The sequence below is a fragment of the Salipiger sp. ABN3_019 genome (assembly GCF_056158605.1).
Genome location: NZ_JBSWTP010000009.1, coordinates 558,694 through 583,362 on the forward strand (window position 1 = coordinate 558,694; position 24,669 = coordinate 583,362).

General features: G+C 66.5%; 21 protein-coding genes. 13 read left to right on the forward strand and 8 right to left on the reverse strand.

Going from position 1 to position 24,669, the window contains the following annotated elements:
- The first annotated feature begins 32 nt into the window (after positions 1-32).
- The 8 genes from regB to trxA all read left to right on the forward strand — a co-directional run bounded on the left by regB (position 33) and on the right by trxA (position 11,869).
- Positions 33-1,436, forward strand: coding sequence for a sensor histidine kinase RegB (gene regB / locus ACXAD2_RS10770; RefSeq protein ID WP_475169739.1), 1,404 nt, complete (start codon positions 33-35; stop codon positions 1,434-1,436).
- 107 nt (positions 1,437-1,543) lie between these two features.
- A complete protein-coding gene (locus ACXAD2_RS10775) occupies positions 1,544-3,037 on the forward strand; it encodes a PAS-domain containing protein (protein WP_475169740.1) in 1,494 nt (497 codons plus the stop codon).
- Positions 3,038-3,085: 48 nt separating this feature from the next.
- Positions 3,086-3,550: a tRNA (adenosine(37)-N6)-threonylcarbamoyltransferase complex ATPase subunit type 1 TsaE gene (tsaE, locus tag ACXAD2_RS10780; protein WP_224902037.1), complete on the forward strand. Its 465-nt coding sequence runs from the start codon at positions 3,086-3,088 to the stop codon at positions 3,548-3,550.
- The gene (locus ACXAD2_RS10785; protein WP_475169743.1) at positions 3,543-4,499 is read left to right on the forward strand and encodes an aminoglycoside phosphotransferase family protein; all 957 of its coding nucleotides are present in this window, start codon (positions 3,543-3,545) and stop codon (positions 4,497-4,499) included. Before tsaE ends, ACXAD2_RS10785 begins: the two co-directional genes overlap by 8 nt.
- Positions 4,499-5,173, forward strand: coding sequence for a nucleotidyltransferase family protein (locus ACXAD2_RS10790; protein WP_475169745.1), 675 nt, complete (start codon positions 4,499-4,501; stop codon positions 5,171-5,173). Before ACXAD2_RS10785 ends, ACXAD2_RS10790 begins: the two co-directional genes overlap by 1 nt.
- On the forward strand, positions 5,166-8,111 hold the full coding sequence (gene addB / locus ACXAD2_RS10795) for a double-strand break repair protein AddB (RefSeq protein WP_475169747.1): 2,946 nt from the start codon (positions 5,166-5,168) through the stop codon (positions 8,109-8,111). The genes ACXAD2_RS10790 and addB overlap by 8 nt, the downstream gene beginning before the upstream one ends.
- On the forward strand, positions 8,108-11,479 hold the full coding sequence (gene addA, locus ACXAD2_RS10800; RefSeq protein WP_475169750.1) for a double-strand break repair helicase AddA: 3,372 nt from the start codon (positions 8,108-8,110) through the stop codon (positions 11,477-11,479). Before addB ends, addA begins: the two co-directional genes overlap by 4 nt.
- A 69-nt stretch (positions 11,480-11,548) precedes the next feature.
- Positions 11,549-11,869 carry a thioredoxin gene (trxA, locus tag ACXAD2_RS10805; protein ID WP_475169752.1) on the forward strand — a complete coding sequence of 107 codons (321 nt, stop codon included), beginning with the start codon at positions 11,549-11,551 and terminating at the stop codon, positions 11,867-11,869.
- Positions 11,870-11,953: 84 nt separating this feature from the next.
- Here trxA and ACXAD2_RS10810 read toward each other — a convergent pair whose 3' ends face one another.
- Positions 11,954-12,895, reverse strand: a complete 942-nt coding sequence (locus ACXAD2_RS10810; protein WP_475169755.1) for a COG2958 family protein — start codon at positions 12,893-12,895, stop codon at positions 11,954-11,956.
- Positions 12,896-13,122: 227 nt separating this feature from the next.
- Positions 13,123-14,103 (reverse strand): aminoglycoside phosphotransferase family protein, encoded by a 981-nt coding sequence (locus ACXAD2_RS10815; protein WP_475169758.1) that lies wholly within the window; start codon positions 14,101-14,103, stop codon positions 13,123-13,125.
- Positions 14,104-14,197: 94 nt separating this feature from the next.
- On the opposite strand from ACXAD2_RS10815, the gene hslV reads away from it, so the two are divergent.
- The 3 genes from hslV (at position 14,198) to ACXAD2_RS10830 (ending at position 17,029) form a co-directional block, all read left to right on the forward strand.
- Positions 14,198-14,755 (forward strand): ATP-dependent protease subunit HslV, encoded by a 558-nt coding sequence (gene hslV / locus ACXAD2_RS10820; protein WP_066103337.1) that lies wholly within the window; start codon positions 14,198-14,200, stop codon positions 14,753-14,755.
- A gap of 46 nt (positions 14,756-14,801) precedes the next feature.
- Positions 14,802-16,109 carry an ATP-dependent protease ATPase subunit HslU gene (hslU, locus tag ACXAD2_RS10825; RefSeq protein WP_224902055.1) on the forward strand — a complete coding sequence of 436 codons (1,308 nt, stop codon included), beginning with the start codon at positions 14,802-14,804 and terminating at the stop codon, positions 16,107-16,109.
- Positions 16,110-16,351: 242 nt separating this feature from the next.
- A complete protein-coding gene (locus ACXAD2_RS10830; RefSeq protein ID WP_475169760.1) occupies positions 16,352-17,029 on the forward strand; it encodes a D-lyxose/D-mannose family sugar isomerase in 678 nt (225 codons plus the stop codon).
- Between the two features lie 33 nt (positions 17,030-17,062).
- On the opposite strand, the gene ACXAD2_RS10835 is transcribed toward ACXAD2_RS10830, so the two are convergent.
- Both ACXAD2_RS10835 and pip read right to left on the reverse strand, forming a co-directional pair.
- On the reverse strand, positions 17,063-18,601 hold the full coding sequence (locus ACXAD2_RS10835) for an ABC transporter substrate-binding protein (RefSeq protein WP_475169763.1): 1,539 nt from the start codon (positions 18,599-18,601) through the stop codon (positions 17,063-17,065).
- Positions 18,602-18,759: 158 nt separating this feature from the next.
- Positions 18,760-19,758, reverse strand: a complete 999-nt coding sequence (gene pip, locus ACXAD2_RS10840; RefSeq protein ID WP_475169766.1) for a prolyl aminopeptidase — start codon at positions 19,756-19,758, stop codon at positions 18,760-18,762.
- Positions 19,759-19,809: 51 nt separating this feature from the next.
- Here pip and ubiG point away from each other — a divergent pair, with 51 nt between their 5' ends.
- Positions 19,810-20,550, forward strand: coding sequence for a bifunctional 2-polyprenyl-6-hydroxyphenol methylase/3-demethylubiquinol 3-O-methyltransferase UbiG (gene ubiG, locus ACXAD2_RS10845; protein ID WP_066103351.1), 741 nt, complete (start codon positions 19,810-19,812; stop codon positions 20,548-20,550).
- Positions 20,551-20,648: 98 nt separating this feature from the next.
- Here the strand turns inward: ubiG and ACXAD2_RS10850 are convergent, their stop codons facing one another.
- The 4 genes from ACXAD2_RS10850 to ACXAD2_RS10865 all read right to left on the reverse strand — a co-directional run bounded on the left by ACXAD2_RS10850 (position 20,649) and on the right by ACXAD2_RS10865 (position 23,732).
- Positions 20,649-21,992 carry a dicarboxylate/amino acid:cation symporter gene (locus ACXAD2_RS10850; RefSeq protein ID WP_475169768.1) on the reverse strand — a complete coding sequence of 448 codons (1,344 nt, stop codon included), beginning with the start codon at positions 21,990-21,992 and terminating at the stop codon, positions 20,649-20,651.
- Between the two features lie 169 nt (positions 21,993-22,161).
- Positions 22,162-22,602, reverse strand: a complete 441-nt coding sequence (locus ACXAD2_RS10855) for a MarR family winged helix-turn-helix transcriptional regulator (protein ID WP_066103357.1) — start codon at positions 22,600-22,602, stop codon at positions 22,162-22,164.
- Positions 22,603-22,715: 113 nt separating this feature from the next.
- Complete coding sequence (gene grxC / locus ACXAD2_RS10860) at positions 22,716-22,973, reverse strand: glutaredoxin 3 (RefSeq protein ID WP_164178510.1); 258 nt, start codon at positions 22,971-22,973, stop codon at positions 22,716-22,718.
- Between the two features lie 45 nt (positions 22,974-23,018).
- On the reverse strand, positions 23,019-23,732 hold the full coding sequence (locus tag ACXAD2_RS10865; RefSeq protein WP_475174825.1) for a ComF family protein: 714 nt from the start codon (positions 23,730-23,732) through the stop codon (positions 23,019-23,021).
- 41 nt (positions 23,733-23,773) lie between these two features.
- Between ACXAD2_RS10865 and ACXAD2_RS10870 the strand changes: the two genes are divergently transcribed.
- A complete protein-coding gene (locus tag ACXAD2_RS10870; RefSeq protein WP_475169772.1) occupies positions 23,774-24,634 on the forward strand; it encodes a methyltransferase domain-containing protein in 861 nt (286 codons plus the stop codon).
- Positions 24,635-24,669: the final 35 nt, after the last annotated feature.

The following is a 24,669-nucleotide window of genomic DNA, read 5'->3' on the forward strand; positions in this document are numbered from 1 at the left end:
CCGGCAGAGGATCAAGACACGAAAGCAAGGGCATGAGCCAGACCGACCTGAACGAACCCGGGCAGGCGCTGCTCTGGACCGAAGAGCGCAGCACCTTCATCCGCCTGCGCACGATGATCCTGCTGCGCTGGGTGGCGATCTGCGGCCAGATCGCCGCGCTGGTGGTGGCGCAGTCGATCTATGACCTGCAGCTGCCGCTGGGCCTGTGCTACGTCGCGGTGGGCATCTCGGTGATCGGCAATCTCGTCGCCAGTCTGATCTTTCCAGAAACAAAACGCCTGTCGGAAGCCGAGAACTTCCTGATGGTGATGTTCGATCTGCTGCAGCTGTGCTTCCTGCTCTATCTCACCGGCGGGCTGAACAACCCCTTCTCGGTTATGGTGCTGGGGCCGGTGACCGTTTCTGCGGTGATGCTGTCGCTGCGCTCGACCATCGTGCTCAACGTCACCGCCTTTGTGCTGATCTCGGGCATGGTCTTTGCCAATGTGCCGCTGCACACATTCGACGGGCAGGTGCTGCAGATCCCCGATCTCTTCGTCTTTGGCCAATGGGTCGCCATCGCCATCGCGCTGGTGTTCCTGTCGGTCTATTCGCGCCGGGTGACCACCGAGATGAACGCCATGTCCGACGCGCTCAATGCCACGCAGATGGCGCTGTCACGGCAGCAAAAGCTCAACGATCTGGGCGGCGTGGTCGCCGCTGCCGCGCATGAACTGGGCACGCCGCTGGCCACGATCAAACTGACCTCGGCGGAACTGATTGATGATCTCGACGACCGGCCGGACCTGCAGGAAGACGCGCGGCTGATCCGCGAGCAGGCCGACCGCTGCCGCGACATCCTGCGGTCCATGGGCCGCGCCGGGAAGGACGATCTGCACCTGCGCAGCGCGCCGCTGAGCGAAGTGCTGCGCGAGGCCGCCGAACCGCATGAGAACCGCGGCAAGACCATCGAGCTTGAACAGATCACCGGCACCGAGGGGCCGATGCCGCAGGTGCTGCGCCGCCCCGAGGTGATCCACGGGCTGCGCAACCTCGTGCAGAATGCGGTGGATTTCGCCCGCAGCCGGGTCTGGATCGAGACCGGCTGGAACGAGCGCAGCATCACCGTGCGGATCATCGACGACGGGCCGGGCTATCCGCCGTATCTGCTCGGCCGCATCGGTGAGCCGATGATCCGCCGCCGCCGCTCGGAAGCCGAGCGCAAGGCGCGGCCCGAGTATGAGGGCATGGGACTGGGCCTGTTCATCGCCAAGACACTGCTGGAACGCTCGGGCGCGGAACTGAGCTTTGCCAATGCCTCCGATCCCAATGCCCCCGAGCCGCCCGGCACCCGCCGCGGTGCCGTGGTCGAACTGGTCTGGCCGCGTGAGGTGATCGTTGTGCCTGAGCAAGACCTCGGCGCGATGCTTGGCGAGAACCCCGTGTTCGAGCCTTGAAGCCTGCCGAAACGGCTCTGAACCGGCGTCAAATCCCTCGAGAATTAACGGGTTATTAACCAATCTTCCCATAGGCATAGGGGACGACCTGCCTTGAGGAGATCGTCATGACCCCGTCCGTCGCATTGGCCATCGGACTCGGTGCCGGAGGCGCGGCCTTCCTCGGCTCGCTCCTGCTGCCCAAATCGCGGCGTGCGAGTGACGTTGACCCGATCGCCAGAAACAGCGCCGACACGGAAATCCTACTCGTGGACGGCCAAGTCGCCGATATGACCGGCGCCGCGCGGCAGATGCTCGACTGCGAACCGAATGAAGATCTGGACTGGCCCACGCTGATCCGGCACCTCGAGCCGGTCTTCGGCCCATTGCCGGAGCAGCCACCGCACACACCGGCCAGCATCGACTCGCCGCTCTTCCCCGAGGCGCGGCTCTCCATGTTCCCCGCCAAGGATTCCCTGCGGCTGTCGGTGCAGGCGGATTACCTCGCCGCCGGGCATCAAATTCGTCTGCGGCTCGATCAAGCGGAAATGCTTCGGCTGCGGCGCGCCATGGCGCTTGTGCCCTGCCCGATCTGGCAGAGCGACGCATTGGGTCAGGTCAGCTGGTTCAATCCCGCTTATGAGGATGTCTGCGCCCAGATCGGCACCGCGCCCGATGGTCCCGCGCCCTTCGAGCTTGCCGCCCCCGATGGCAGCGACACCCGCCGCAGCCGCACCGCCGTCGGCCCGCGCGGCAACCGCGCACAGCTTTGGTACGAGGTGCAATCGCACCGCACCTGCGACGGCTGGCTGCATGTGGCGACGAATATCGACTCGGTCATTCATTCCGAGGTCACCCAGCGCAACTTTCTGCAGACCCTCACCCGCATCTTTGCGCATCTGCCGATCGGCCTTGCGGTGTTTGACCGCGAGCGCCGGCTGGCGCTGTTCAACCCGGCCCTGATCGATCTTGTGCATCTCGAGGCCGAGTTTCTCAGCACCCGGCCCAATCTGATGAGCTTCTTCGACGCGCTGCGCGAGGGGCGCATGATGCCCGAGCCGAAGAACTACCAAAGCTGGCGCGAGCATCTGTCCGAGGTGATCGCCGCCGCCGCCTCGGATCTTTACGTCGAAACATGGGAATTGCCCTCCGGGCTGACCTATCGGATCACCGGGCGCCCGCATCCCGATGGCGGCATCGCCTTCCTGTTCGAAGACATCAGCTCCGAGATCTCGCTCACCCGGCGCTTCCGGCGCGAGATCGAACATGCGCATTCGGTGCTCGACCAGTTCGAAGATGCGGTCGCGGTCTTCTCCGATCACGGCACCCTCAGCCTGTGCAATGCCGCCTACCGCAGGCTTTGGGACGATGACCCCGACAGCCGCGTCGCCGATCTTTCAGTGGCCGAGGCGACGGCGCGCTGGCAGGCGCTCTGCGCGCCCAGCCCGGTCTGGGGCGACATTCGCGATTTCGTCCTCTGCCTGCGCGAGCGCGCGCCATGGGAAGCCCACCTTCGGCTGCATAGCGGGGGCGGCCTGCTGTGCCGCGTCGCGCCGATGGCCGGCGGTGCGACGCTGGTCCGCTTTACCCCCGAGGACACCGGCGCGGCCACGCCCGCCTAACCTCTGGATGCCGCTTGCGCGTGCGGCTGGCGAAGGTATCTTCGCGCCATGACGACCCGCGCCCTGTCCCTGCCCTCTTCCGACGCAACCTGCGCGCTGGCCGCCTCGCTTGCGCCGCGCCTGCGTCCCGGCGACGTGCTGCTGCTCGACGGCGGCATCGGCGCCGGAAAGACCCATTTCGCCCGCTGCCTGATCCAGTCGCTGCAGGAGGAGCCCGAGGATGTGCCCTCGCCCACCTTCACGCTGGTGCAGGTCTACGACGTGCCCACGGGCGAGCTCTGGCACACCGATCTCTATCGCCTCTCCGACCCCGACCAAGTGGTCGAACTGGGCCTCACCGAGGCCTTCGAAGAGGCGATCTGCCTCGTCGAATGGCCCGACCGGCTGGAGGACCTGACCCCCAAGGCCGCGCTGTCGCTCAGCTTCGAGGTCACCGGCGACGACAGCCGCCGGGTGACGCTGAGCTGGCAAGACCCGCGCTGGGATGCGCTGCTGGAGGCTCTCGATGCGTGATTTCCTGCGCGCCGCCGGGTGGGAGGCTGCTGCGGCGCAGCCGCTCGCCGGGGATGCGTCGACCCGCCGCTACACGCGCCTGTCGATGGGCGGGCAAACCGCCATCCTGATGCAAGACCCCGACGGCGACGTGGCGCTCTTTGCGCGGCTGGCGCGGCACCTCACATCGCTCGGGCTGAGCGCGCCGCAGGTTCAGGCCGAAGCCCCCGGCCTGCTGCTGCTCGAAGACCTTGGCGACGGTCTCATCGCCCGGCTCGCCACCGATCCGCAGAGCGAAAAGCGGCTCTATCTCTGCGCAACCGACGCGCTCATCGCCCTGCACCGCCATGTGGCCCCCGCCGATCTTCCGGTGGCGGATGCGGCGCATCTGTCGGGCATCACCGATCTGGCCTTCGACGTCTATGCCGCCCGCGCTGGCGCGCCCGTCGATGCCGCCGCCCGCGACGCCGCCATCGCCTGCCTGCACGCGCTGATCGAGACCCACGCGCCAGAGACCGACGTGATGATCCTGCGCGACTATCACGCCGAAAACATCCTCTGGCTGCCCGACCGCGACGGTGCCGCCCGCGCCGGCCTGCTGGACTTTCAGGACGCGCTGCAGGGGCACCGCGCCTATGATCTGATCTCGCTGATCGAGGACGCGCGGCGCGATGTATCGGTAGACACCGCCCAAGCCTGCATTCGTCACTATATCGCGGAAACCGGCACGCCCGAGGCGCCCTTCCGCACCGCGCTGGCGCTGCTTGGCGCGCAGCGCAATCTGCGCATCCTCGGCGTCTTCGCGCGGCTGGCGCAGGTCCGCCGCAAACCCCATTACATCGACCTGATCCCCCGGGTCTGGGCGCATCTGCAGACCGATCTGGCGCATCCCGCGCTGGCCGAGTTGCGCGCCCTGCTGGCGCCGCTGCCCGCGCCGACCCCTGCGATCCTCGAAAGGCTGAAATCCTGATGCCTGACGCCGTCATGCTCTTTGCCGCGGGGTTCGGCACCCGCATGGGTGCGCTGACCGCGGACCGTCCGAAACCGCTGATCGATGTGGCCGGAAAGCCGCTGCTCGATCACGCGCTGGCGCTCTGCGCGCATCTGCCGACCCGCGTGGTCAACGCCCATTACCGCGCCGAACAGGTCGAGGCGCATCTCGCCGGGACGGGGGTGCACGTCTCTGTCGAGCGGCCCGACATCCTCGACACCGGCGGCGGGCTGCGCCACGCGCTGCCGCTGCTGGGGCAGGATCCGGTCTTCACGCTCAACACCGACGCGGTCTGGGCCGGGCCGAACCCGCTGCGCCTGCTGGCCGAGGCGTGGGATCCGGCGCGCATGGACGCGCTGCTGCTCTGCGTGCCGCTGGGCCGGGCCGTGGGCCGCAAGGGCGGCGGCGATTTCACCATTTCCGGCGACGGGCAGCTTAGCCGAACGGGCGATCACGTCTACACTGGCGCGCAGATCCTCAAGACCGAGCTGCTGGCCGAGATCCCCGAGGATGTCTTTTCGCTGAACCTGCTGTGGAACCGGATGAACGACGCGGGCCGCCTGCACGGGCTGAGCTATCCCGGCCATTGGGCCGATGTCGGCCACCCCGAGGGCATCACCCTCGCCGAAGAGATGCTGGCCCGATATGTCTGAATCCGCCTTGTTCGAGCCTATCGAGGGCCCCCGCGTCTATGGCCTTGCCTGCGGCGTCGACTTCCCCGCCGCGCTGGTCGCCGGGCTGCGGGCCCGCATGGAGGGCCGCCCGCCCGAGGAGATGGCCAAGGTCGAACTGATCCTCAACACCAGCCGCATGGCGCGGCGGGTGAAGGCGATCTTCGATCAGGGCCCCGCGACCTTGCTGCCGCGCATCCGGCTGCTGACAGATATGGCCGACCCCGCTGCCCTGCGCGATCTGCCCGCGCCTGTGCCGCCGCTGCGGCGCAGGCTGGAGCTGACGGGACTGGTGTCGAAACTGCTCGATGCCCAGCCCGATCTTGCCCCCCGCGCCGCGCTTTTCGATCTGGCCGACAGTCTTGCGACGCTGATGGACGAGATGCAGGACGAGGGCGTCTCGCCCGACGAGATCGCCGCGCTGGACGTCAGCGACGAGTCCGGCCACTGGCAGCGCGCGCTCAGCTTCCTGAACATCGTGCAGCGCTATTTCGAGCAGGGCGAGGAAGCGCCGGACACCATCGCGTTCCGCCGATATGCGCTGGAACAGAGACTGAAAAGCTGGGAAGAGCGCCCGCCCGAGCATCCGATCATCCTTGCCGGGTCCACCGGCTCGCGCGGGGGCACTCACCGGCTGATGTGCGCGGTCTCGAAGCTGCCGCAGGGCGCGCTGGTGCTGCCGGGCTATGATTTCGACATGCCGGGCCCCGTTTGGGGCGGGCTGACCGACGCGCTCTCGGGCGAGGACCATCCGCAGTTCCGCTTTGCCCGGCTGCTGCACGAACTGGCGCTCGATCCCACCACCCTGCCGCATTGGGAGGGCACAAAGCCCCCCAGCCCCGCGCGCAACAAGCTGGTCTCGCTTGCCCTGCGCCCCGCGCCGGTCACCGATCAATGGCGCTCGGAAGGCGTGCATCTGCCCGATCTGCCCGAGGCGACGCAGGATGTGACCCTGCTCGAGGCCAATTCGAAGCGCGAAGAGGCGATGGCCATCGCCCTGCGTCTGCGACAAGCCGCCGAGGACGGTGTGACCGCCGCGCTGATCACCCCCGACCGGATGCTGACGCGGCAGGTGACCGCCGCGCTCGACCGTTGGGACATCCTGCCCGACGACAGCGCCGGCATCCCGCTGCAGCTGACCCCGCCGGGGCGCTTCCTGCGGCAAGTGGCGGCGCTGTTCCAGCGCGACCTGACCGCCGAGAGCCTGCTGTCGCTGCTCAAACACCCGCTGACCCACAGCGGCTCGGAGCGCAACAACCACCTGCGCGCCACGCGCGAGCTGGAACTCCATATCCGCGACCAAAGCTGGCCCTTCCCGCAGGCGCATCTGATCACCGCATGGGGCGAGGCCGCAGGCTTTCCCGACTGGGCCGTCTGGGTCGCCGAAACCTTCTGCCATCCGCCGGTGAGCGGCAAACGCGCGCTGGCCGACTGGCTGGCGCATCACCGCGCGCGGGCCGAGGCGATCGCGGCGGGTCCAGAGATGGGCGAGTCGGAGCTTTGGAAAGAAGGCGCGGGTCGCAAGGCGCGGCAGGTGGTCGAAACGCTCGAGGGCGAGGCCGCCCATGGCACCGACCTGTCGGCGCGCGACTATGCCGACCTGTTCGGCGCGGTGCTGGGACAGGGCGAGCTGCGCGACCGCGACGCGCCGCACCCGCGCATCCTGATCTGGGGCACGCTGGAGGCGCGCGTGATGGGCGCCGACCTGCTGATCCTCGGCGGGCTGAATGAGGGCAGCTGGCCGGAAATCCCCGGCGCAGACCCTTGGCTCAACCGCCGGATGCGGCACAAGGCGGGTCTCTTGCTGCCCGAGCGGCGCATCGGTCTGGCGGCGCATGACTTCCAGCAGGCGGTGGCGGCGCAAGAGGTCTGGCTGACCCGCGCGCTGAAATCCGACGATGCCGAGACGGTGCCCGCACGCTGGGTCAACCGCATGATGAACCTGATGAACGGCCTGCCCGCCCGCCACGGCCCCGAGGCGCTGAAAGACATGCAAAAGCGCGGTCGCCACTGGCTGGCGCTGGCGCGACAGGTCGAAGCGCCGATCAGAACGCCCTCCGCCACCCGCCCCTCGCCGGTGCCGCCGGTCGCGGCGCGTCCGCGCCAGCTGTCGGTCACCGAGATCAAGACGCTGATCCGCGACCCCTATTCGATCTACGCCAAGCGCGTGCTGCGGCTGCGCCCGCTCAACCCGCTGCAACGCGCGCCCGATGCGCTGCTGCGGGGCATCCTCATTCACCAGGTGTTCGAGGAATACGTGCGCGAAACCGTCTCTGATCCGGGGCTTCTGAGCCCCGAGGCGCTGCGCACAAAGGCGGCGGAGGTGATCGGCGATCCCGAGGTGCTGCCCTTCCCGGTCACCCGCCACGTCTGGCAGGCGCGCATCGGGCGCATCGCCGAGTGGTTCGTGCGGACAGAAAAGGCCCGGCAGGCGCTCGCCCGCCCGGTGCATTTCGAGGTCCGCGGCAGCAGCGACATCCCGGCGCTTGGCTTCACGCTCAAGGGCACCGCCGACCGGATCGACATCGACGAGCGCGGCAACGCGCATCTTTACGACTATAAGACCGGCGCCGCCCCGACCGCAGCGCAGCAAAAGAACTTCGACAAGCAGTTGCTGCTCGAGGCCGCCATGGTCGAGCGCGGCGCCTTCGAGAATCTGCACCCGCGCCATGCCGAACGCGCCGTGTTCGTCTCTGTTTCGGCCAATCCGAACGAGGTGGAGGCGCCGCTGGACGAAGTGCCACCGCAGAAGGTCTGGGCGCAGTTCGAGACCCTGATGGGCCGTTGGTTCGAGCCCGATCGTGGCTATACCGCCCGCGCCGCCATGCTCAGCGAGAATGATTTTTCCAACTATGACCACCTCTCGCGCTTCGGCGAATGGGATGTGATCGACGCCGCCGAACGGGAGATGCTGGAATGAGCCGCAACGAGGCCAGCGAAAAGCAGGTTGAGGCGGCCCGCCCGGATGCCTCCACATGGCTCGCCGCCAACGCGGGCTCGGGCAAGACCCGCGTGCTCACCGACCGGGTGGCGCGGCTCCTGCTCGACGAGGTGCTGCCCGAGCACATCCTGTGCCTGACCTACACCAAGGCCGCCGCCACCGAGATGCAGAACCGCCTGTTCCGCCGCCTCGGCGCTTGGGCGATGCTGGATGATGATGCGCTGATCGCCGAGCTTCGCCAGCTGGGGCTCGAGGGCGCGCTGCCGCCCGAACGGCTGCGGCAGGCGCGCACGCTCTTTGCCCGCGCCATCGAGACCCCCGGCGGCTTGCGCATCCAGACCATCCACTCGTTCTGTGCGAGCCTCTTGCGGCGCTTTCCGCTTGAGGCCGGGGTCTCGCCGCAGTTCACCGAGATGGAGGACCGTTCTGCCGAGATGCTGCGCGCCGAGGTGCTGGAACGCATGGCCGAGCGGCACGCGCCGCTGGTCGAGGCGATGGCGCCTTTCCTTGGCGAAGAGCCTGAATCGCTGCTGGCCGAGCTCTGCTCGCGCAAATCCGCCTTTCTGCCACCGCGCGCGCCTCAGGACATTCGCGCGCTCTACGGCCTGCCCGAAGAGATGGACGAGGATGACGTGCTGTCGCAGGTCTTTCTGGGCAGCGAAAGCGATCTGATCGCCCGCGTGCTGCCGATCCTCAAGGCCGGGAAAAGCACCGACCAGACCGCCGCAAAGAAGCTGGAGCGCTTCACCGGACCGGACGTGCCGGGGATGCTGGCGCTGGAAGACGCGCTTCTGACCCAAAAGGGCACGGTCAGCAGCCGCATGGCCACCAAGGCCAGCAAGGAGGCGATGGGCCCCGACTGGCCAAAGCTGGAACAACTCGCCGAGCGGGTCGAAACCGCACGTGAGAGCCGCCTCGCCTTTGATGCGGTGAAGCGCGAGATCACCCTGCACCGTTTCGCGCAGGTCTTCCTGCCCGAGTACGAGCAGGAGAAGATGCTGCGCGGCTGGCTCGATTTCGACGATCTGGTGATCCGCGCCCGGGACCTGCTGGCCGACGACCGGGTCGCGGATTGGGTGCTCTACCGGCTCGACGGCGGCATCGACCATATCCTCGTGGACGAGGCGCAGGACACCAGCCCGGTGCAATGGCAGGTGATCGAACGGCTCGCCCGTGAGTTCACCGCCGGCGAGGGCGCGCGCGGCGACGTGCGGCGGACCATCTTTGTGGTGGGCGACAAGAAACAGTCGATCTACTCGTTCCAAGGCGCCGACCCGCGCGAGTTCGACCGCATGTGCGACGATTTCGCCGAACGGTTGAAGGACACCGACGCGCCGCTCTCGCGCATGATGCTGGAGTATTCCTTCCGCTCCGCCGGGCCGGTGCTGAAGCTGGTGGATGCCACCTTCGAGGGGCGCGAAGAGTTGGGGTTTTCCCCGGATCAGAGACACAAAGCGTTCAAATCCGAGATGCCGGGCCGGGTCGATCTTTGGCCGCATATCTCGCCGGTGAAGGACGAAGAGGACGACACCGAGTGGTTCGAACCGGTGGACCGCATCGGCGCGCAGCATCACACGGTGGTGCTGGCCAATCGCATCGCCGGGTTCATCGCGGACACCATCGGCACACCGCTGCCCGTCGAGATCGGCTTTTCCGGGGAGTATAAGGCCCGCCCCGCCCATGCGGGCGATTTCCTGATCCTCGTGCGCCGCCGCGGCACGCTCTTCACCGAGATCATCCGCGCCATCAAGGCGCGCGGCCTGCCCATCGCCGGGGCCGACCGGCTGAAGGTCATGTCGGAACTGGCGGTGAAGGACATCGGCGCGCTGCTCGCCTTCCTCGCCACGCCCGAGGATGACCTCTCGCTCGCCACCGCGCTGCGCTCGCCGCTCTTTGGGCTGACCGAGAAGGCGCTCTTCGACCTCGCCCACACTCGCAAGCCGGGCAGCTACCTCTGGGTCGCCCTGCGTGAGCGGCGCGAGGAGTTTCCCGCCGTGCTGCAGGTGATGGACGACCTGCTCGGCAAGACCGACTTCCTGCGCCCCTATGATCTGATCGAGCGCATCCTCACCCGGCATCGCGGGCGGCAGAAGCTGCTCGGGCGTTTGGGCGAAGAGGCCGAGGACGGGATCAACGCGCTTTTGCAACAGGCGCTGGCCTTCGAGCAGAGCACCGTGCCCTCGCTCACCGGGTTTCTCGAATGGATGCAGTCCGACGATCTCGAGATCAAACGCGCGCCCGACAGCGCCGGGGCCCGCATCCGGGTGATGACGGTGCATGGCTCCAAGGGCCTTGAGGCGCCGATCGTCATCCTGCCCGACTGCGCCCAACCCACCAAGACCATCCGCGAGCGCCTGCTGCCCTCGGGCGAGGGTGAGGCTTCGGGCATGGTCTGGCAATCCAGCGCCGCATCGCAGCCACAGGTGCAGTCCGAGGCGCTCGACCGTGCCAAGGCCGCCGCCGAGCGCGAGCGGGATCGGCTGCTCTACGTCGCGCTCACCCGCGCCGAGAAATGGCTGGTGGTCGCCGCCGCCGGCAACCTCGGCAAGGACGGCAGCGCGTGGTTCGATCAGGTGCAACAGGGCATGGAGCGCGCCGGGGCCGAGAGCACCGGCTATGATTTTGGCCGCTGGGGCACGGGCGAGGGTCTGCAACTCGGTCAGGCCGACTGGTCCCACCTGCCCTTCGAGCGCGTCGAGGCGCAGGTGCCGGTGCTGCCGGAACTGCCGCCGCATCTGAGCGTCCCGGCGCAAAAGCCCGACCCCCTGCCCGAAAGCCGCTCGCCCTCGGACCTCGGCGGCGCCAAGGCGCTGTCGGGCATGGATGGGCTCGACGAGGAAGAGGCCAAGCTGCGCGGCACCGTGCTCCACTTGCTGCTCGAACATCTCGCGCCGCTGCCCGAGGCCGCCCGGGCCGAGGCCTTGCCGCATGTGTTGACCCTCGCCGAAGATCTGCCCGAAGACACCGAGAGCGTCGCCGCAGAAGCGCTCGCCGTGCTCGCCGCCCCGGCGCTGCGCGCGATCTTCGAGGGCGAGGCGCTGGCCGAAGTGCCGATATCTGCCGAAATAGAGCCTGTGGGCCGCATCCATGGCGTCATCGACCGGCTGCTGGTCACGCCCGAGAAGGTGATCGCGCTCGACTTCAAATCGAACCGCACCGTGCCCGGCGCCGCGGCGGAAGTGCCCGATGGGCTGCTGCGCCAGATGGGGGCCTATGCCGCCGCCTTGACGCAGGTCTTTCCCGGGCGCAGCATCGAGACCGGGCTGATCTGGACCGCGACGCAGGAGCTGATGGTCCTGCCACACGATCTTGTGTCTGCCGCGCTTGCCAGAACTACGCCAACTTGACGACTCCCCGGGGCGTGCCTACCTTCGCGCTCCGAGCGATAAAGCTGCCAAACCCGCAAGGAGACCCCAATGGCCACCGTCCCCGTCACCGACGCGACCTTCGACGAAGAAGTGAAGAACTCCGACATCCCCGTTGTGGTGGATTTCTGGGCCGAGTGGTGCGGCCCCTGCAAGCAGATCGGCCCGGCTCTGGAAGAGCTGGCCGCCGAGTATGAAGGCAAGATCAAGGTTGCCAAGGTCGACGTCGACCAGAACCCCAACACCGCCGCAATGATGGGCGTGCGCGGCATCCCCGCGCTGTTCATCTTCAAGGACGGTCAGGTGATCTCGAACCGCGCCGGCGCGGCCCCCAAGGCCTCGCTGCAGAGCTGGATCAACGAGTTGATCTGAGCCCTCCCTGCATCGCGAGACAGAAAATGCGCCTCCCAAGCGGGGGGCGCATTTTGTGTTGACAACCGTGGGCTTCAAGCTCGTTCAATTGATCGTCTCTGGAGGGCTATCCCATCGCTCCTCTCTAGGGTCTCCCGTCTGGTAGAATTGGCGAACCGTTTCCAGATAACTTCGGAAATCACTATTTTCTTTAGAGACCCGAGAGCAAGTGGCCCAGTCGATGTCCTTGCGTTCCTTAGATGGAATTATGATTTGGCTCTCAGATGGATTTTCCGAGTTCAACTGAATCGCTCCGATGCCATGAAGGCCATGCAACATGCGAAGCTCAGACATTGTATCATCTCCTACAATCTCACCAGCCACGAGATAGCCGAAGTTTGCCCACGAGGAATTGGACACTGCTTGAAAATAGGCCTCCCTAAGGTTGCCGCGGTCTAGTTTCAACTTGACTTCAAAGGACCAGAGGTCTGCATACTGGTGAGACGTTTCCTTCACGAGACTTTGGACATCTCCTCCCCAAGAGATAAACAAGCTTCCCATCCCTACCAGGTCTGGGTGAAGCCATTTATTACCTCCTCTTTTAAGTATGTTACTAGATTTCCGCTCATCGATCCGCTTACTGAACACACCCAACTCAAAATATAAATATGAGACAAGAGCGGGATACAAGTTCGCCTCTTGAAGCGGCGCAGCCTCCGCATAAGAATTTGGATTTTCGACCTCTTCCTCACAAGGCTGGTCGCTCCAATAGTACTTCTTCGGCCGATCGGTTGTGGTTTTTACTTCAGGGTGGCGACGTTGTATTGCGGGGCGTTGAGCACCTACACCTGCAGCAAGACTTCTAATAAGTTGTTCCTCCGATTCTATAACCGAGCTCGACGCCATCTTGGCTCGACACCACGACTTCTGGACTTCGAAGATTCGTAAGGCAATCTCGCGCGCGGTAAGATGCTTCTTTTCTTCTTTAAGGGCATCAACAACGAAACTCGCAAATGTCGGCATGTTTTCAGCACTCAATTTCATCATGCATTTTGATCATGCATGTAAATGCTCCGAAAATCTTTAATGTTCGTTAATTTTCGACGTCGAGCATTACAAAAATAGTTTTACCCGTCCCGCGTCGCCTCAATGGGATTGTCAACTCTCCTCAACGTAAATTGCGCCTCCCAAGCGGGGGCGCATTTTTCTTTGCACCGCTCGCCACCAGCTTTCATCTTTCGACAAATACTCCCGCCGGAGGCCCTTGCACGCGCCTACCTCAGTGGCCCGAACACCCGCTCGGCCAGCGCCTGTACCCCGGCCCAGCGCCGCGCCTGCGCCAGCCCGCGATCCTCGGCGCGCGCGGGCAGCCCCCACCATTCCGCCAACACCCGGTTGCGCAGCAAAAGCTGTACCGAAGGGTCATCTGAGCCCACCAGCCCGTATCCCTCGAAAAACCCCGCCAGCGCGGCGCCGGGCAGCACCTCGCCCGCCGCAATAGCCTCCTTGGGCGCATGCAGAATGGCGTAATCGGTCAGCAGCCGCGCGATGTCATGGCCCACCGGCACCACGCGCCCGCCAGCGAAATCGAGCCCCCAGCAGCGCGCCTCGTCCAGCACGAGATTGCGCATGTGCAGATCGCCATGGGTCTGCGCGGTCAGCGTCTGCCGCCCCTCAAAGCGCGCCTGCTCTGCGCGTAAAGCCTCGGCGCAGGCAAGGAAGCGCTCCGGCTTACCCACCTGCCGCGCGCCCGTGGCGACCTCCTCCATCACCGTACCCAGAAAGCGGATCGTGTGCTTGGGCTGGAACACGCGCGCCTCGCCCGGCAGCGCACGGTGATAGCTGCCAAGCCACGCCCCCGCCCGCCGCAACAGCGCCGCCTGCTGCGCGAGCGGCGCGCCGCCCAGCAGCGTCGAGAGCGGCTCTGCCGCGACATAGTCCATCACGCTGGCCTGCGCCTCGAGATCGACCGCCAGCAGCGCGGGCACGCCCTCGGCAAAGCCTTCCTGCGCGGCCAGATGCGCGGCGATCTGCGTCTCGAACTTGTCCGGATCGACCGGGCGCGCCTGATGTTTCAGCACCAGTTGCCGCCCGTCCGGCCCGATCATCCGCAACAGCACCCGTGCCACCCGCGCATCCTCGCGCCGGGCCAGCGGCACCGCGCGCCACGCAGCGGCAGACAGCCCGATCTGCCCCGCAAGAGACGGCCACTGCGCCAGCGCCGAAGCCGTCAAATCCCCCGCGATCATTCCCATTGCCTGCCCCCTGCGCTATCTGCCCCCACAACGGCAGCGCCTTGCGAGGGGAAGTTCCAGCCCCCATATGGCGCCCAGCATGAAAGGAAAGACAATGTCCGATCAGGAATTTCCGGGCTGGCACGGCACCACGATCATCGGCGTCCGCAAGGGCGGCAAGGTGGTCGTCGCGGGTGACGGGCAGGTGAGCCTCGGCCAGACCGTCATCAAGGGCACCGCGCGCAAGGTGCGCCGCATCGCCCCCGGCGGTCACGAGGTGGTCTGCGGCTTTGCAGGCTCCACCGCCGACGCCTTCACCCTGCTCGAGCGGCTGGAAGGCAAGCTCGAACAGTCGCCCGGCCAGATGCAGCGCGCCTGCGTCGAACTGGCCAAGGACTGGCGCACCGACAAATACCTGCAGAAGCTCGAGGCGATGCTGATCGTCACCGACGGCAAGGATCTCTATGTGATCACCGGCGCCGGCGACGTGCTCGAACCCGAGCATGACATCGCCGCCATCGGCTCGGGCGGCAATTTCGCGCTCGCCGCCGCGCGCGGGCTCTACGCCTATGAAGACGACGCCGAGACGATCGCCCGCACCGCCATGGCCATCGCCTCCGACATCTGCGTCTACACCAACGGCAAGCTGACCGTTGAAACCATTTCGGCCTGAAACTGAGCCTGAAACAGAGCCTGAGACAGAGCCTGAAAGGACGACCATGACAGACCTGACCCCCCGCGAGATCGTGTCGGAACTCGACCGGTTCATCATCGGCCAGAAGGACGCCAAGCGCGCCGTGGCCGTGGCGCTGCGCAACCGCTGGCGCCGCAAGCAGCTCTCGGCCGATCTGCGCGACGAAGTCTATCCCAAGAACATCCTGATGATCGGGCCGACCGGCGTCGGCAAGACCGAGATCTCGCGCCGCCTCGCCAAGCTCGCGCGCGCGCCCTTCATCAAGGTCGAGGCCACGAAATTCACCGAAGTGGGCTACGTGGGCCGCGACGTCGAGCAGATCATCCGCGATCTCATGGATGCCGCCATCGCCCAGACCCGCGAATGGATGCGCGAGGACGTGAAGGCCGCGGCGCATAAGAACGCCGAGGAGCGCGTGCTGTCGGCCATCGCCGGTGAGGACGCCCGCGAGGGCACCCGCGAGATGTTCCGCAAGAAGCTGAAGACCGGCGAGCTTGACGACACGGTGATCGAGCTTGACGTGGCCGAGACCGCCTCGCCCTTCTCCGGCATGGAGATCCCCGGCCAGCCCGGCCAGAACATGGGGATGATGAACCTCGGCGACATCTTCGGCAAAGCCTTCGGCGGGCGCACCACGCGCAAGAAGATGACCGTGGCGGAAAGCTACGAGGTGCTGATCAGCGAAGAGGCCGACAAGCTGCTCGACGACGAGCAGGTGAAGCTGGCCGCGCTAGAGGCGGTGGAGCAGAACGGCATCGTCTTCCTCGACGAGATCGACAAGGTCACCGCGCGGCAGGAAGCCCGCGGCGGCGACGTCAGCCGCGAGGGCGTGCAGCGCGACCTGCTGCCGCTGATCGAGGGCACCACCGTCAGCACTAAGCACGGCCCGGTGAAGACCGACCACATCCTCTTCATCGCCTCGGGTGCCTTCCACATCGCCAAGCCGTCGGACCTGCTGCCCGAATTGCAGGGCCGCCTGCCGATCCGGGTGAACCTGCGGGCGCTCACCGAGGAAGACTTCGTGCGCATCCTCACCGAGACCGACAACGCGCTGACGCGCCAGTACACCGCGCTCATGGCCACCGAGAAGGTCACCGTCACCTTCACCGAAGGCGGCATCAGCGCGCTGGCGAAAATCGCCGCAGAGGTCAACGAGAGCGTCGAGAACATCGGCGCGCGGCGGCTCTACACGGTGATGGAACGGGTGTTCGAGGAGCTGAGCTTCGCCGCCCCCGACCAGCCGGACACGGAAGTGACCGTGGACGAGGCCTTCGTCGAGAAACACCTCGGCGAGCTGACCCGCTCCACCGACCTCAGCCGCTACGTGCTGTAAGACAGGCGCGCGGGGGCCAGCCCTCCGCGTCGCGCCTATCCGTGGGGGGCCAGCCCCCACACCGCGCCTATCAGTGGGGGGCCAGCCCCCCACACCCCCCGGCGTATTTTCAAAGAGAAGAAGCAGGGCGCGGTCCTTCCTTCTTCTCTTTTTCAAATACGCCCGCCGGAGGCGTCCGGCCTCTACCGCATCTCCCCGGTGGCGGGTATCTTCGCGCCAACACCGCAAGGAGGAGACCCGCGATGAAACGCTCCCACGTCAATGAGATCCTGCGCGCCAGCGAGGCGTTCATCCGTAGCCATGGCTACGCGCTGCCGCCCTTCGCCTATCTCACCCCGGAGGGGCTGAAGGCCTCGGAGCACGGTGAGATCAAGCGCCGGCGCATGGGCTGGGACGTCACCGACTACGGCGGCGGGAAATTCGATGAGCTTGGGCTCTTTCTCTTCACCACCCGCAACGGGCTCAGCAGCGATCTCGGCCAGCGCAGCGCCATGCTCTACGCCGAGAAGATCATGATCTCGCGCCAGAACCAGCTGAGCCCGATGCACCGCCACGACCTCAAGGTCGAGGACATCATCAACCGCGGCGGCGGCACGCTGGTGCTGGAGCTGTTCGCGGCCACGCCGGAGGGCGAGATCGACCGCGATGCGCAGGTCACGGTGCTCTGTGACGGGATGGAGCGCAGCCTGCCCGCGGGCGGCCTTCTAAAGCTGGCGCCGGGGGAGTCGGTGACGCTCTTTCCGACCACCTGGCACGCCTTCTGGGGCGAGGGCAGCGACGTGCTGATCGGCGAGGTCTCGACGGTGAACGACGATCTGACCGACAATATCTTTGCCGAGCCGCTGGGGCGGTTTTCGCAGATCGAGGAAGACGTGGCCCCGCTGCACCTGCTGGTGTCGGATTACGACGACAAGCTCTGAACTGGGCTAAGGGCGCGCGCCACAGGCTCTAATTCAGGCCATCCACCAGCGTTCAGCCATGCGCGAATCGTCCATCGCGCGCATGGCGCCAACGCGCGCAGGGGTGGCGATGCGGGCCGAATGCGCCTGCAGGTGATTGGCGTACATCGGCAGGATCAGCCCGCCTTCGTCGCGGCTGAGCCGCTGCATCTCGGCGTAAAGTTCGGCGCGGCGGGCGCTGTCGAACTCGGCCCGCGCCTCGCGCAGCAATTGCCCGAAGCGCCCGCTGCCGCCGCGCGTGGCGTTCCACGGCGCGCCTTCGGTGAGCACGGTGGAAAACGCCCAATCCTCGGTGGCGCGGCCAGACCAGCCACCGGCGCGGAACCCGGCGCTGTCGCGCGGCCATTGCGTGTCCGAGGGCAGCACCCGCAGATCGAGCGTGATGCCCGCCTGCGCGGCGCTGTCGCGGTAAAGCTCGGCAGCACGGCCCGCGCCGTCGAAGGCAGCCTCCGACACCAGCATCGGCAGCACGGCGCCCTCATGGCCCGCCTGCGCCAGATGCCAGCGCGCGCGCTCGGGGTCGAACGCCTGCGGCTCGAGCGCGGCGAAATAGGGGTTGGCGGGACCGATCGGGCTGTCCTGCCCGATGCGGCCATGGCCGTGCAGCACCTCTGCCACCATCGCCTCGCGGTCCACCGCCGCCTTCAACGCCTGCCGCAGATGCGGATCGGCGAAGGGCGCAAGATCGGTGCGCAGGGCAAAGCCATAGTGCTGGTTGCCCGCAAGGCTCTGGACCGTGAAGCGCGGCTCGGCCTGCAGAGCGGCTACCTCGGCGGCGGGCAGCCGGTCGATGGCATCGACACGGCCCGAGCGCAGCGCCTCCAGCCGCTCTTGCGGATCGTTCAGCGCGAGGAAATCCACGCCATCGAACCAGCCCGCGCGACCGTCCTTATAGTGCTCGGCCACGCGGCGGCCGATGAACCGGCGGCCGGGCTCGAAGCGCTCGACCCGGTAGAGGCCCGTGCCGATGCCGCGCGTCATCGCCTCGGTGATCTGCCCGGCGGGGTAGATCAGCAGGTGATAGTCGGCCATCAGATAGGGAAAATCGGCATTGCCGGTGGCCAGCGTGAACTCGACCTGATGCGGTGCGGTGGCGCGCATCTCGTCGATCTCGGCCACGATGGGCCGGGCCGGGGATGCGGCGTCGCGGTGCAGCGCCAGCGAGGCCAGCACGTCTTCGGCACCAAAGGGCTTGCCATTGTGGAAGCGCACGCCGGGGCGCAGGTCGAAGGTCCATACGCGGGCATCGGAGGAGGCGCGCCAGCCGGTGGCCAACTCGCCGCGCAGCGCACCATCGGCGCCCACTTCGGTCAGCGTGTCAAAGACCGCGCCCTGCGCCGCGGCGGCCATGAAGCTGCCGGTGTGGATGCGCGCGTCCCAGCTGTCGGTGCCGCGCGCCCCGCCGAGCGCGGCGCGGAAATAGCCGCCGCGCGACGCCCCCGCCACGGCCCCTGCGCCAGCCAGACCCGACGCGCCGAGGACGGCGGCGGCGAGGGCCGATTGCAGCACGCGGCGGCGGCGGATGACGGTCATGGGCGGCGGCGCTCCTGAGGCGGGTGAAACTTGCGCTCAGCACTCTGCACCTCTGCCAGCCTTGGTGCAACAGCCGTGCGGTCAAACCTGCGACAGCGCAGCGCAGCGCGCGCGGATTTCAGGCAGAGCGGACGCGCCGCCCCCGCCGCTGCCCCCGCTCAGGATCCAAAGCCGCTGGCGAGACTGTCGAGCGAGGCGATCTGGTCCATCACCCGCACCAGCTCGGCGCTGATCCCGGGTTCGGAAAGCGCGTGACCGGCGTTGCGGATCATCCGCAGCTCGCCCCCGGCCCAGGCCTGCGACAGTTCCCACGCGCGGCGCGGCGGGCAGATCATGTCGTAGCGGCCCTGCACGATGACGCCGGGGATGCCGCGCAGGCGATCGGCGTTGTTGAGGATCCAGCCGTCTTCCTCAAGGAAGCCCGCGTTGACGAAGTAATGGTTTTCCAGCCGCGCGAAGGCGCGGGCGTATTCCGCCGGAGCCTCGCCGCCATGGCCGTTGGAATAGACCGAAGCCAGCGCGTTCTCCCAGCTCGACCACGCGCGGGCAAAGCGCACCTCTTCGCGCAGGTCGCCCGAAAACAGCCGCCGGTGATAGGCGCCGATGAGATCGCCGCGTTCCGCTTCAGGGATCAGCCCCTCGAAACGCGCCCATGTCTCGGGCCAGAAATGCCCCGCGCCGCCGCCGTAGAACCAGTCGAGCTCGGCCTGCGTCATCATGAAGACGCCGCGCAGCACGAGGTTGCGCACCCGTTCGGGGTGGCTGATCGCATAGACCAGCGAGAGCGTCGCACCCCAGCTGCCGCCGAAGACGACGAACTTGTCGATCTCGAGCAACTGGCGAATGCGCTCGATGTCGGCCACGAGGTGCCAGGTGGTGTTGTTCTCGACGCTGGCATGCGGCGTGGAGCGCCCGCAGCCGCGCTGATCGAACAGCACCACGCGGTAGACGTCGGGATCGAAATAGCGGCGCATGGCAGGGCTGCAGCCGCCACCGGGGCCGCCGTGCAGCACGATCACGGGGATCCCTGACGGATTGCCACATTGCTCTACATAGAGCTTGTGCCCGTCGCCCACGTCGAGCATGCGCTGGTCGAACGGGTCGATCGCGGGATAGAGATGTTGCACTGCGCTCTTTTGGCCCGGGTATTTGTCCATGGAACCTCTATATTGGCTGTTGAGCCCAAAAGGAAACGGGATACCGAAAATATGACCCTGACCGTCGATCCGTCCGAAGTCGCCAAGTTCGAAGCCATGGCGGCAGAATGGTGGGACCCGAACGGAAAGTTCAAGCCGTTGCACATGATGAACCCGGTGCGTCTCGATTATATCACGACGCAGATCGCGGGCGAGTATGATCGCGACCTTTCCGCGCCGCGTCCCTTCGAAGGGCTGCGCATCCTCGACATCGGCTGCGGCGGCGGGCTGCTCTGTGAGCCGATGGCCCGTCTTGGGGCCGAGATCGTCGGCGTCGATGCCGCCGAGCGCAACATTCCGGTGGCGCAGACCCATGCCGAACAGTCGGGGCTGGAGATCGACTACCGCTTCTCCACTGCCGAGGCGCTGGCCGAAGCGGGCGAGCAGTTCGACGTGGTGCTGAACATGGAGGTGGTCGAGCATGTGGCCGATCCGCAGGCCTATCTCGATGCCTGCTGCGCGCTGCTGAAGCCCGGCGGGCTGCACCTGTGCTCGACGATCAACCGCAACGCCAAGAGCTTTGCCATGGCCATCGTCGGTGCCGAATGGGTGATGCGCTGGCTGCCCAAGGGCACGCATGAGTGGAACAAGTTCATCACGCCGGACGAGCTTTACGAATTCATGCGCAAGGCCGGGCTGACGCCGGTGGACCGCAAGGGCTATGTCTTCAACCCGGTGAGCTGGCGCTGGTCGATCTCGGACCGGGACCTGACGGTGAACTACGTCACGGCGGCGCTGAAGCCCGAGAGCTGAGGCCAGATTTCGACCCTAACAAAGCGAAAAGCGCCTGCCCGGAGGGCGGGCAGGCGCTGCGTGGCTCGTGTTGTACGCTTCCTTACTCCGCCGGGTCCTTACTCCGCCGGGCGCCGTGCGTGGGCCGCAAGCTCGGCCTCGGCCTCGGGGTCGATGTGCAGATCGTCGATCACCACACCCGCCGTCGGATCGCGGTAGACATCCATATCCACCTGCCCCTCGGTCTTGGCGACAATCGCGGTGACCACCGCGTCGCCGGTGATGTTCACCGCGGTGCGGATCATATCCATCAGACGGTCGACGCCGAGGATCAGAGCGATGCCCTCGATCGGCAGACCCACCTGCCCCAGCACCATGGTCAGCATCACCATGCCCACGCCGGGAACACCCGCGGTGCCGATGGAGGCCAGAACCGCCATGCCGATCACCGTCAGATAGCCGCCGACGCCAAGGTCGATGCCGTAGACATTGGCCAGAAACACCGTGGCCACGCCTTGCATGATCGCCGTGCCGTCCATGTTGATCGTCGCGCCGAAGGGCACGGTGAAGGAGGCAACGGAGTTGTTGACCCCCATCCGCTCGGTCACCGCACGCAGCGTCACGGGGATCGTCGCGTTGGACGAGGCGGTGGAAAAGGCGAAGATCTGCGCCGGGCGGATCTTCTTCATGAACATGATGGGATCGAGGCCCGAGAAGACCTTGAGATACAGCATCAGCGTCACCAGCAGATGCAGCAGCAGCGCCCCCACCAGAACCGCCACATAGGTGATCACCGGAAGGAAAAGCCCGATGCCCTGTTCGGTGAAGGTTTTCGCGATCAGGCAGAAGACGCCGTAGGGCGCGAAGGCCATGACAACCTCGACCACCTTCATCATCAGCTCGTTCATGTATTCGCAGGCGTCGACGAACCCTGTCGAACGCTCGCCCAGCATCAGCGCGGCCATGCCCAGAATGATGGTGTAAAAGATGATCTGCAGCATCTCGCCGCTGGCGAAGGCCGCGACCGGGTTGCGCGGCACGATGGCGGCGAAGGTCTCCCAGACGGTTGGGGCCTCCTTGCCGGTCACGCCCGAGGTGTCCACGCCCTCGATGGTAAAGCCGCTGCCCGGTGCCACCAGAAGCGCGATGATGATCGCCACCGCGATGGCCGTGCCGGTGGTCAGCAAATAGAGCCCGAAGGACTTGCCGCCGACGCGGCCAAGAATGCGGATGTCGCCGATCCCAGCCACGCCGCAGATCAGCGAGAAGAACACCAGCGGCACCACCAGCATCTGCAGGGCATTGACGAACATGCGCCCCACCATGCCGAAGAAGCCGCCGACGATATGCTCGTTGATCCAGCCGATCTGCAGAAGGTTGAGGATGACCCCCAATGCGAAACCGGCACCCATGCCGATCATCACCTTGGTCGTCAAAGAGAGTTTCTTGCTGGCAGTGCTCATTCCGGCCTCCATATGTCGCTGCCCTATTCTTTCGAATAGGCGGACCCGGAGGCGAGAAATCTGACGCTAGGTTAAGAAAAGGTGAACAGGCACTGCCGGGTCACCTTCAGATTGCATAGTTTTTCGGCGAATTTCCACATAAACCATGACCCAAGGTCAGCGAGGCGGGTCAGTCGGCCTCGAGCTTGAGGCGCAATTCGCGCAGCACGGGCAGCGCCGCGCGCACTTTGTCGGCGCCCAGATCGCGCACCATTTCCGAGATCACCGGCGCCATGGCCGCCAGCGCCGCCTCGCGGGCGCGGTTGCCGGCGGGGCTGATCGAGACCATCTTGCGCCGTGCATCGTCCCAATCGGGCCTGATGTGCACATAGCCCGCGATCTCGAGCTTGGTGAGCGTGTTGGTCATCGCGCCGCGCGTCACGTGGAAGCTGCGCGCCAACTGCGCCGGGCTGCGTTCCCCCTGCACCCTTGCGAGGTGGTTGAGCACCGAGAAATGCGAGATTTCCATGCGGTTCGGCAGCACGCGGGTCAGCCGGTTGCGCAGCAGCTGGTCAGCGGTCAGCAACTCGCTGAACAGCGAGATGGCGAGGGCGTCGGCGGGCGAGCTCATACCGCCCGCCCCACGCCGAACTTGCACGGCACCGCACGCCCGCTTGCGGGGGTCTGCGCCGGAAGGGCCGGCGGCCTGATATGCAGCGATGCCTTTGTCATTTCCCGCCTCTATCAGCCAGCGAGCAGCGGATCGAGCTTGCCCGCACGTTCCATGGCGTAAAGTTCGTCGCAGCCCCCCACATGGGTCTCGCCCACGAAGATCTGTGGCACGGTGCGCCCGCCATTGGCGCGCTGGGTCATCTCGGCGCGGCGCTCGGGTTCGGCGGCGACGTTGATTTCGGTAAACTCTGCACCCTTCTGGTTCAGCAGCCGCTTGGCGGCGACGCAAAAGCCGCAAGTGGGGGTGGTGTAGATCTCGATCGGTTTCATACGCGTTTCCCTTTCCGGCTGACTGGCAGCCCATCTTTCAGGGATTTAGGTATCCTTTGCAACGCGCGCCAGTACCGAGACCACGACCTGTGCCGCCCCTGCCTCTTTGCAGGCCAGAGACGCTGCGGAAAGCGTCGCCCCGGAGGTCATCACATCATCGACCAGCAGCACGTTGCGGCCCTTGAGCGGGACGCGGTTGCGCGGGTCGGCGATAATCGCGCCTTCCAATGTGGCGAACCGCGCGTCGCGCCCCTTGCCATCGAGCGACGGGGTAGCGCGGCGGCGCAAAAGCGCGTCCGGCACGTGCTGCAGCCCCAGCAGCCGGCCCAGAGCCACGCCAAGCAGCGCGGATTGATTGTAGCGCCTGCGCAGATGGCGGCGCAGATGCAGCGGCACGGGCACCACCAGCGCATCATTGGGCACGCGCCCCTGCAGGCGGCGCGCCATCCAGACGGCGGCGGGGCGCGCGATATCATGGCGGTCGCCATGTTTGAGCATCAGGACCAGCTTGCGGCCATTGTCCCGATACAGCAGCGCCGCGCTGCCATGCGCCCACGGCCTGCCTTCTGCACGGCAGCTGTCGCAGATCTCGGCCTGCTGCGAGTGCCCCGGCAGCGGCGCGGCGCAGAGATCGCAGCAAAGCCCGCCCAGAAAGGGCGTGTCGCGCCAGCACGGCCCGCAGAGCCCGTGATCGCTTTCGACCAGCCCGCCGCAGAGCAGGCAGCGCGGCGGATAAACCAGCGCCAGCGCGCCGCGCATCAAGGTTTGCAAGTGCTCGCGCCGCATCCTATCAACCTTTCATGTCCAGCCAGCCCAATCGCCCGACCGACAGACCGGCCCCGCAGCTCATCGACCGCGCCGCGCTTGCGCAGCACCGGGCCCGCGCGCGCCGTTCGGACGATCTGCGCAGGGCGCTGTTCCTGCATGAGGCCGCGCGCGACGAAGCGCAGGATCGGCTCATGATGGTTAATAGAGAGTTCAAATCTCCGGCCATCGTCACCCCCTACCCCGAGGTCTGGCAGGGTCTGCTGCCCGGCGCCAAGATCATCCCCGATGACGATGTGCTTGATCTGGAGGTCGGCGCGCATGATCTGGTGATCCACGCGCTGGCGCTGCATTGGGCCAACGACCCGGTTGGCCAACTGATCCAATGCCGCCGCGCGCTCAGTGCCGACGGGCTGAACATCACGCTGGCTTTCGGAGGCGAAACGCTGGCGGAACTGCGCGCCGCGCTTGGTCAGGCCGAGATCGAGATCAGCGGCGGGCTTTCGCCCCGCGTCCTGCCGATGGGCGAGATCCGCGATCTGGGCGCGCTGCTGCAGCGCGCGGGGCTTGCCCTGCCGGTGGCCAACTCCCTGCCGCTGGACGTCAGCTATTCTTCGGCGCTGCACCTCATGCGCGATCTGCGCAGCATGGGAGAGAGCAACGCGCTTGGTGCCCGGTTGCGCCGCCCCACCCGCCGCGCGGTGCTGCTGCGCGCCGCCGAGATCTACGCCGAAACCTACGCCCGCGAGGACGGTCGGCTGCGCGCCACCTTCGAACTTGTCACGCTGACCGGCTGGGCACCCGACGAGAGCCAACAAAAGCCGCTGCGCCCGGGAAGTGCGGCGCATCGTCTCGCTGACGCGCTCGGTGCGAGGGAAACCCCGCTTAAGGATTGAATCATTCTAAATTCGCGTTACCTAGCGCGTGACTT

Excerpts from the sequence above, each read along its gene's own strand:
- ACXAD2_RS10815 (WP_475169758.1), bottom strand. The coding sequence starts at position 14,103 with ATGGGAATGATCGCGGGGGATTTGACGGCTTCGGCGCTGGCGCAGTGG.
- tsaE (WP_224902037.1), top strand. The coding sequence starts at position 3,086 with ATGACGACCCGCGCCCTGTCCCTGCCCTCTTCCGACGCAACCTGCGCG.
- hslU (WP_224902055.1), top strand. The coding sequence starts at position 14,802 with ATGACAGACCTGACCCCCCGCGAGATCGTGTCGGAACTCGACCGGTTC.
- ACXAD2_RS10775 (WP_475169740.1), top strand. The coding sequence starts at position 1,544 with ATGACCCCGTCCGTCGCATTGGCCATCGGACTCGGTGCCGGAGGCGCG.
- ACXAD2_RS10810 (WP_475169755.1), bottom strand. The coding sequence starts at position 12,895 with ATGATGAAATTGAGTGCTGAAAACATGCCGACATTTGCGAGTTTCGTT.
- ACXAD2_RS10830 (WP_475169760.1), top strand. The coding sequence starts at position 16,352 with ATGAAACGCTCCCACGTCAATGAGATCCTGCGCGCCAGCGAGGCGTTC.
- ACXAD2_RS10790 (WP_475169745.1), top strand. The coding sequence starts at position 4,499 with ATGCCTGACGCCGTCATGCTCTTTGCCGCGGGGTTCGGCACCCGCATG.
- ACXAD2_RS10785 (WP_475169743.1), top strand. The coding sequence starts at position 3,543 with ATGCGTGATTTCCTGCGCGCCGCCGGGTGGGAGGCTGCTGCGGCGCAG.
- ACXAD2_RS10865 (WP_475174825.1), bottom strand. The coding sequence starts at position 23,732 with ATGCGCGGCGCGCTGGCGCTGGTTTATCCGCCGCGCTGCCTGCTCTGC.
- ACXAD2_RS10870 (WP_475169772.1), top strand. The coding sequence starts at position 23,774 with ATGTCCAGCCAGCCCAATCGCCCGACCGACAGACCGGCCCCGCAGCTC.
- pip (WP_475169766.1), bottom strand. The coding sequence starts at position 19,758 with ATGGACAAATACCCGGGCCAAAAGAGCGCAGTGCAACATCTCTATCCC.
- hslV (WP_066103337.1), top strand. The coding sequence starts at position 14,198 with ATGTCCGATCAGGAATTTCCGGGCTGGCACGGCACCACGATCATCGGC.
- regB (WP_475169739.1), top strand. The coding sequence starts at position 33 with ATGAGCCAGACCGACCTGAACGAACCCGGGCAGGCGCTGCTCTGGACC.
- trxA (WP_475169752.1), top strand. The coding sequence starts at position 11,549 with ATGGCCACCGTCCCCGTCACCGACGCGACCTTCGACGAAGAAGTGAAG.
- ubiG (WP_066103351.1), top strand. The coding sequence starts at position 19,810 with ATGACCCTGACCGTCGATCCGTCCGAAGTCGCCAAGTTCGAAGCCATG.
- ACXAD2_RS10835 (WP_475169763.1), bottom strand. The coding sequence starts at position 18,601 with ATGACCGTCATCCGCCGCCGCCGCGTGCTGCAATCGGCCCTCGCCGCC.
- ACXAD2_RS10855 (WP_066103357.1), bottom strand. The coding sequence starts at position 22,602 with ATGAGCTCGCCCGCCGACGCCCTCGCCATCTCGCTGTTCAGCGAGTTG.
- addA (WP_475169750.1), top strand. The coding sequence starts at position 8,108 with ATGAGCCGCAACGAGGCCAGCGAAAAGCAGGTTGAGGCGGCCCGCCCG.
- addB (WP_475169747.1), top strand. The coding sequence starts at position 5,166 with ATGTCTGAATCCGCCTTGTTCGAGCCTATCGAGGGCCCCCGCGTCTAT.
- ACXAD2_RS10850 (WP_475169768.1), bottom strand. The coding sequence starts at position 21,992 with ATGAGCACTGCCAGCAAGAAACTCTCTTTGACGACCAAGGTGATGATC.
- grxC (WP_164178510.1), bottom strand. The coding sequence starts at position 22,973 with ATGAAACCGATCGAGATCTACACCACCCCCACTTGCGGCTTTTGCGTC.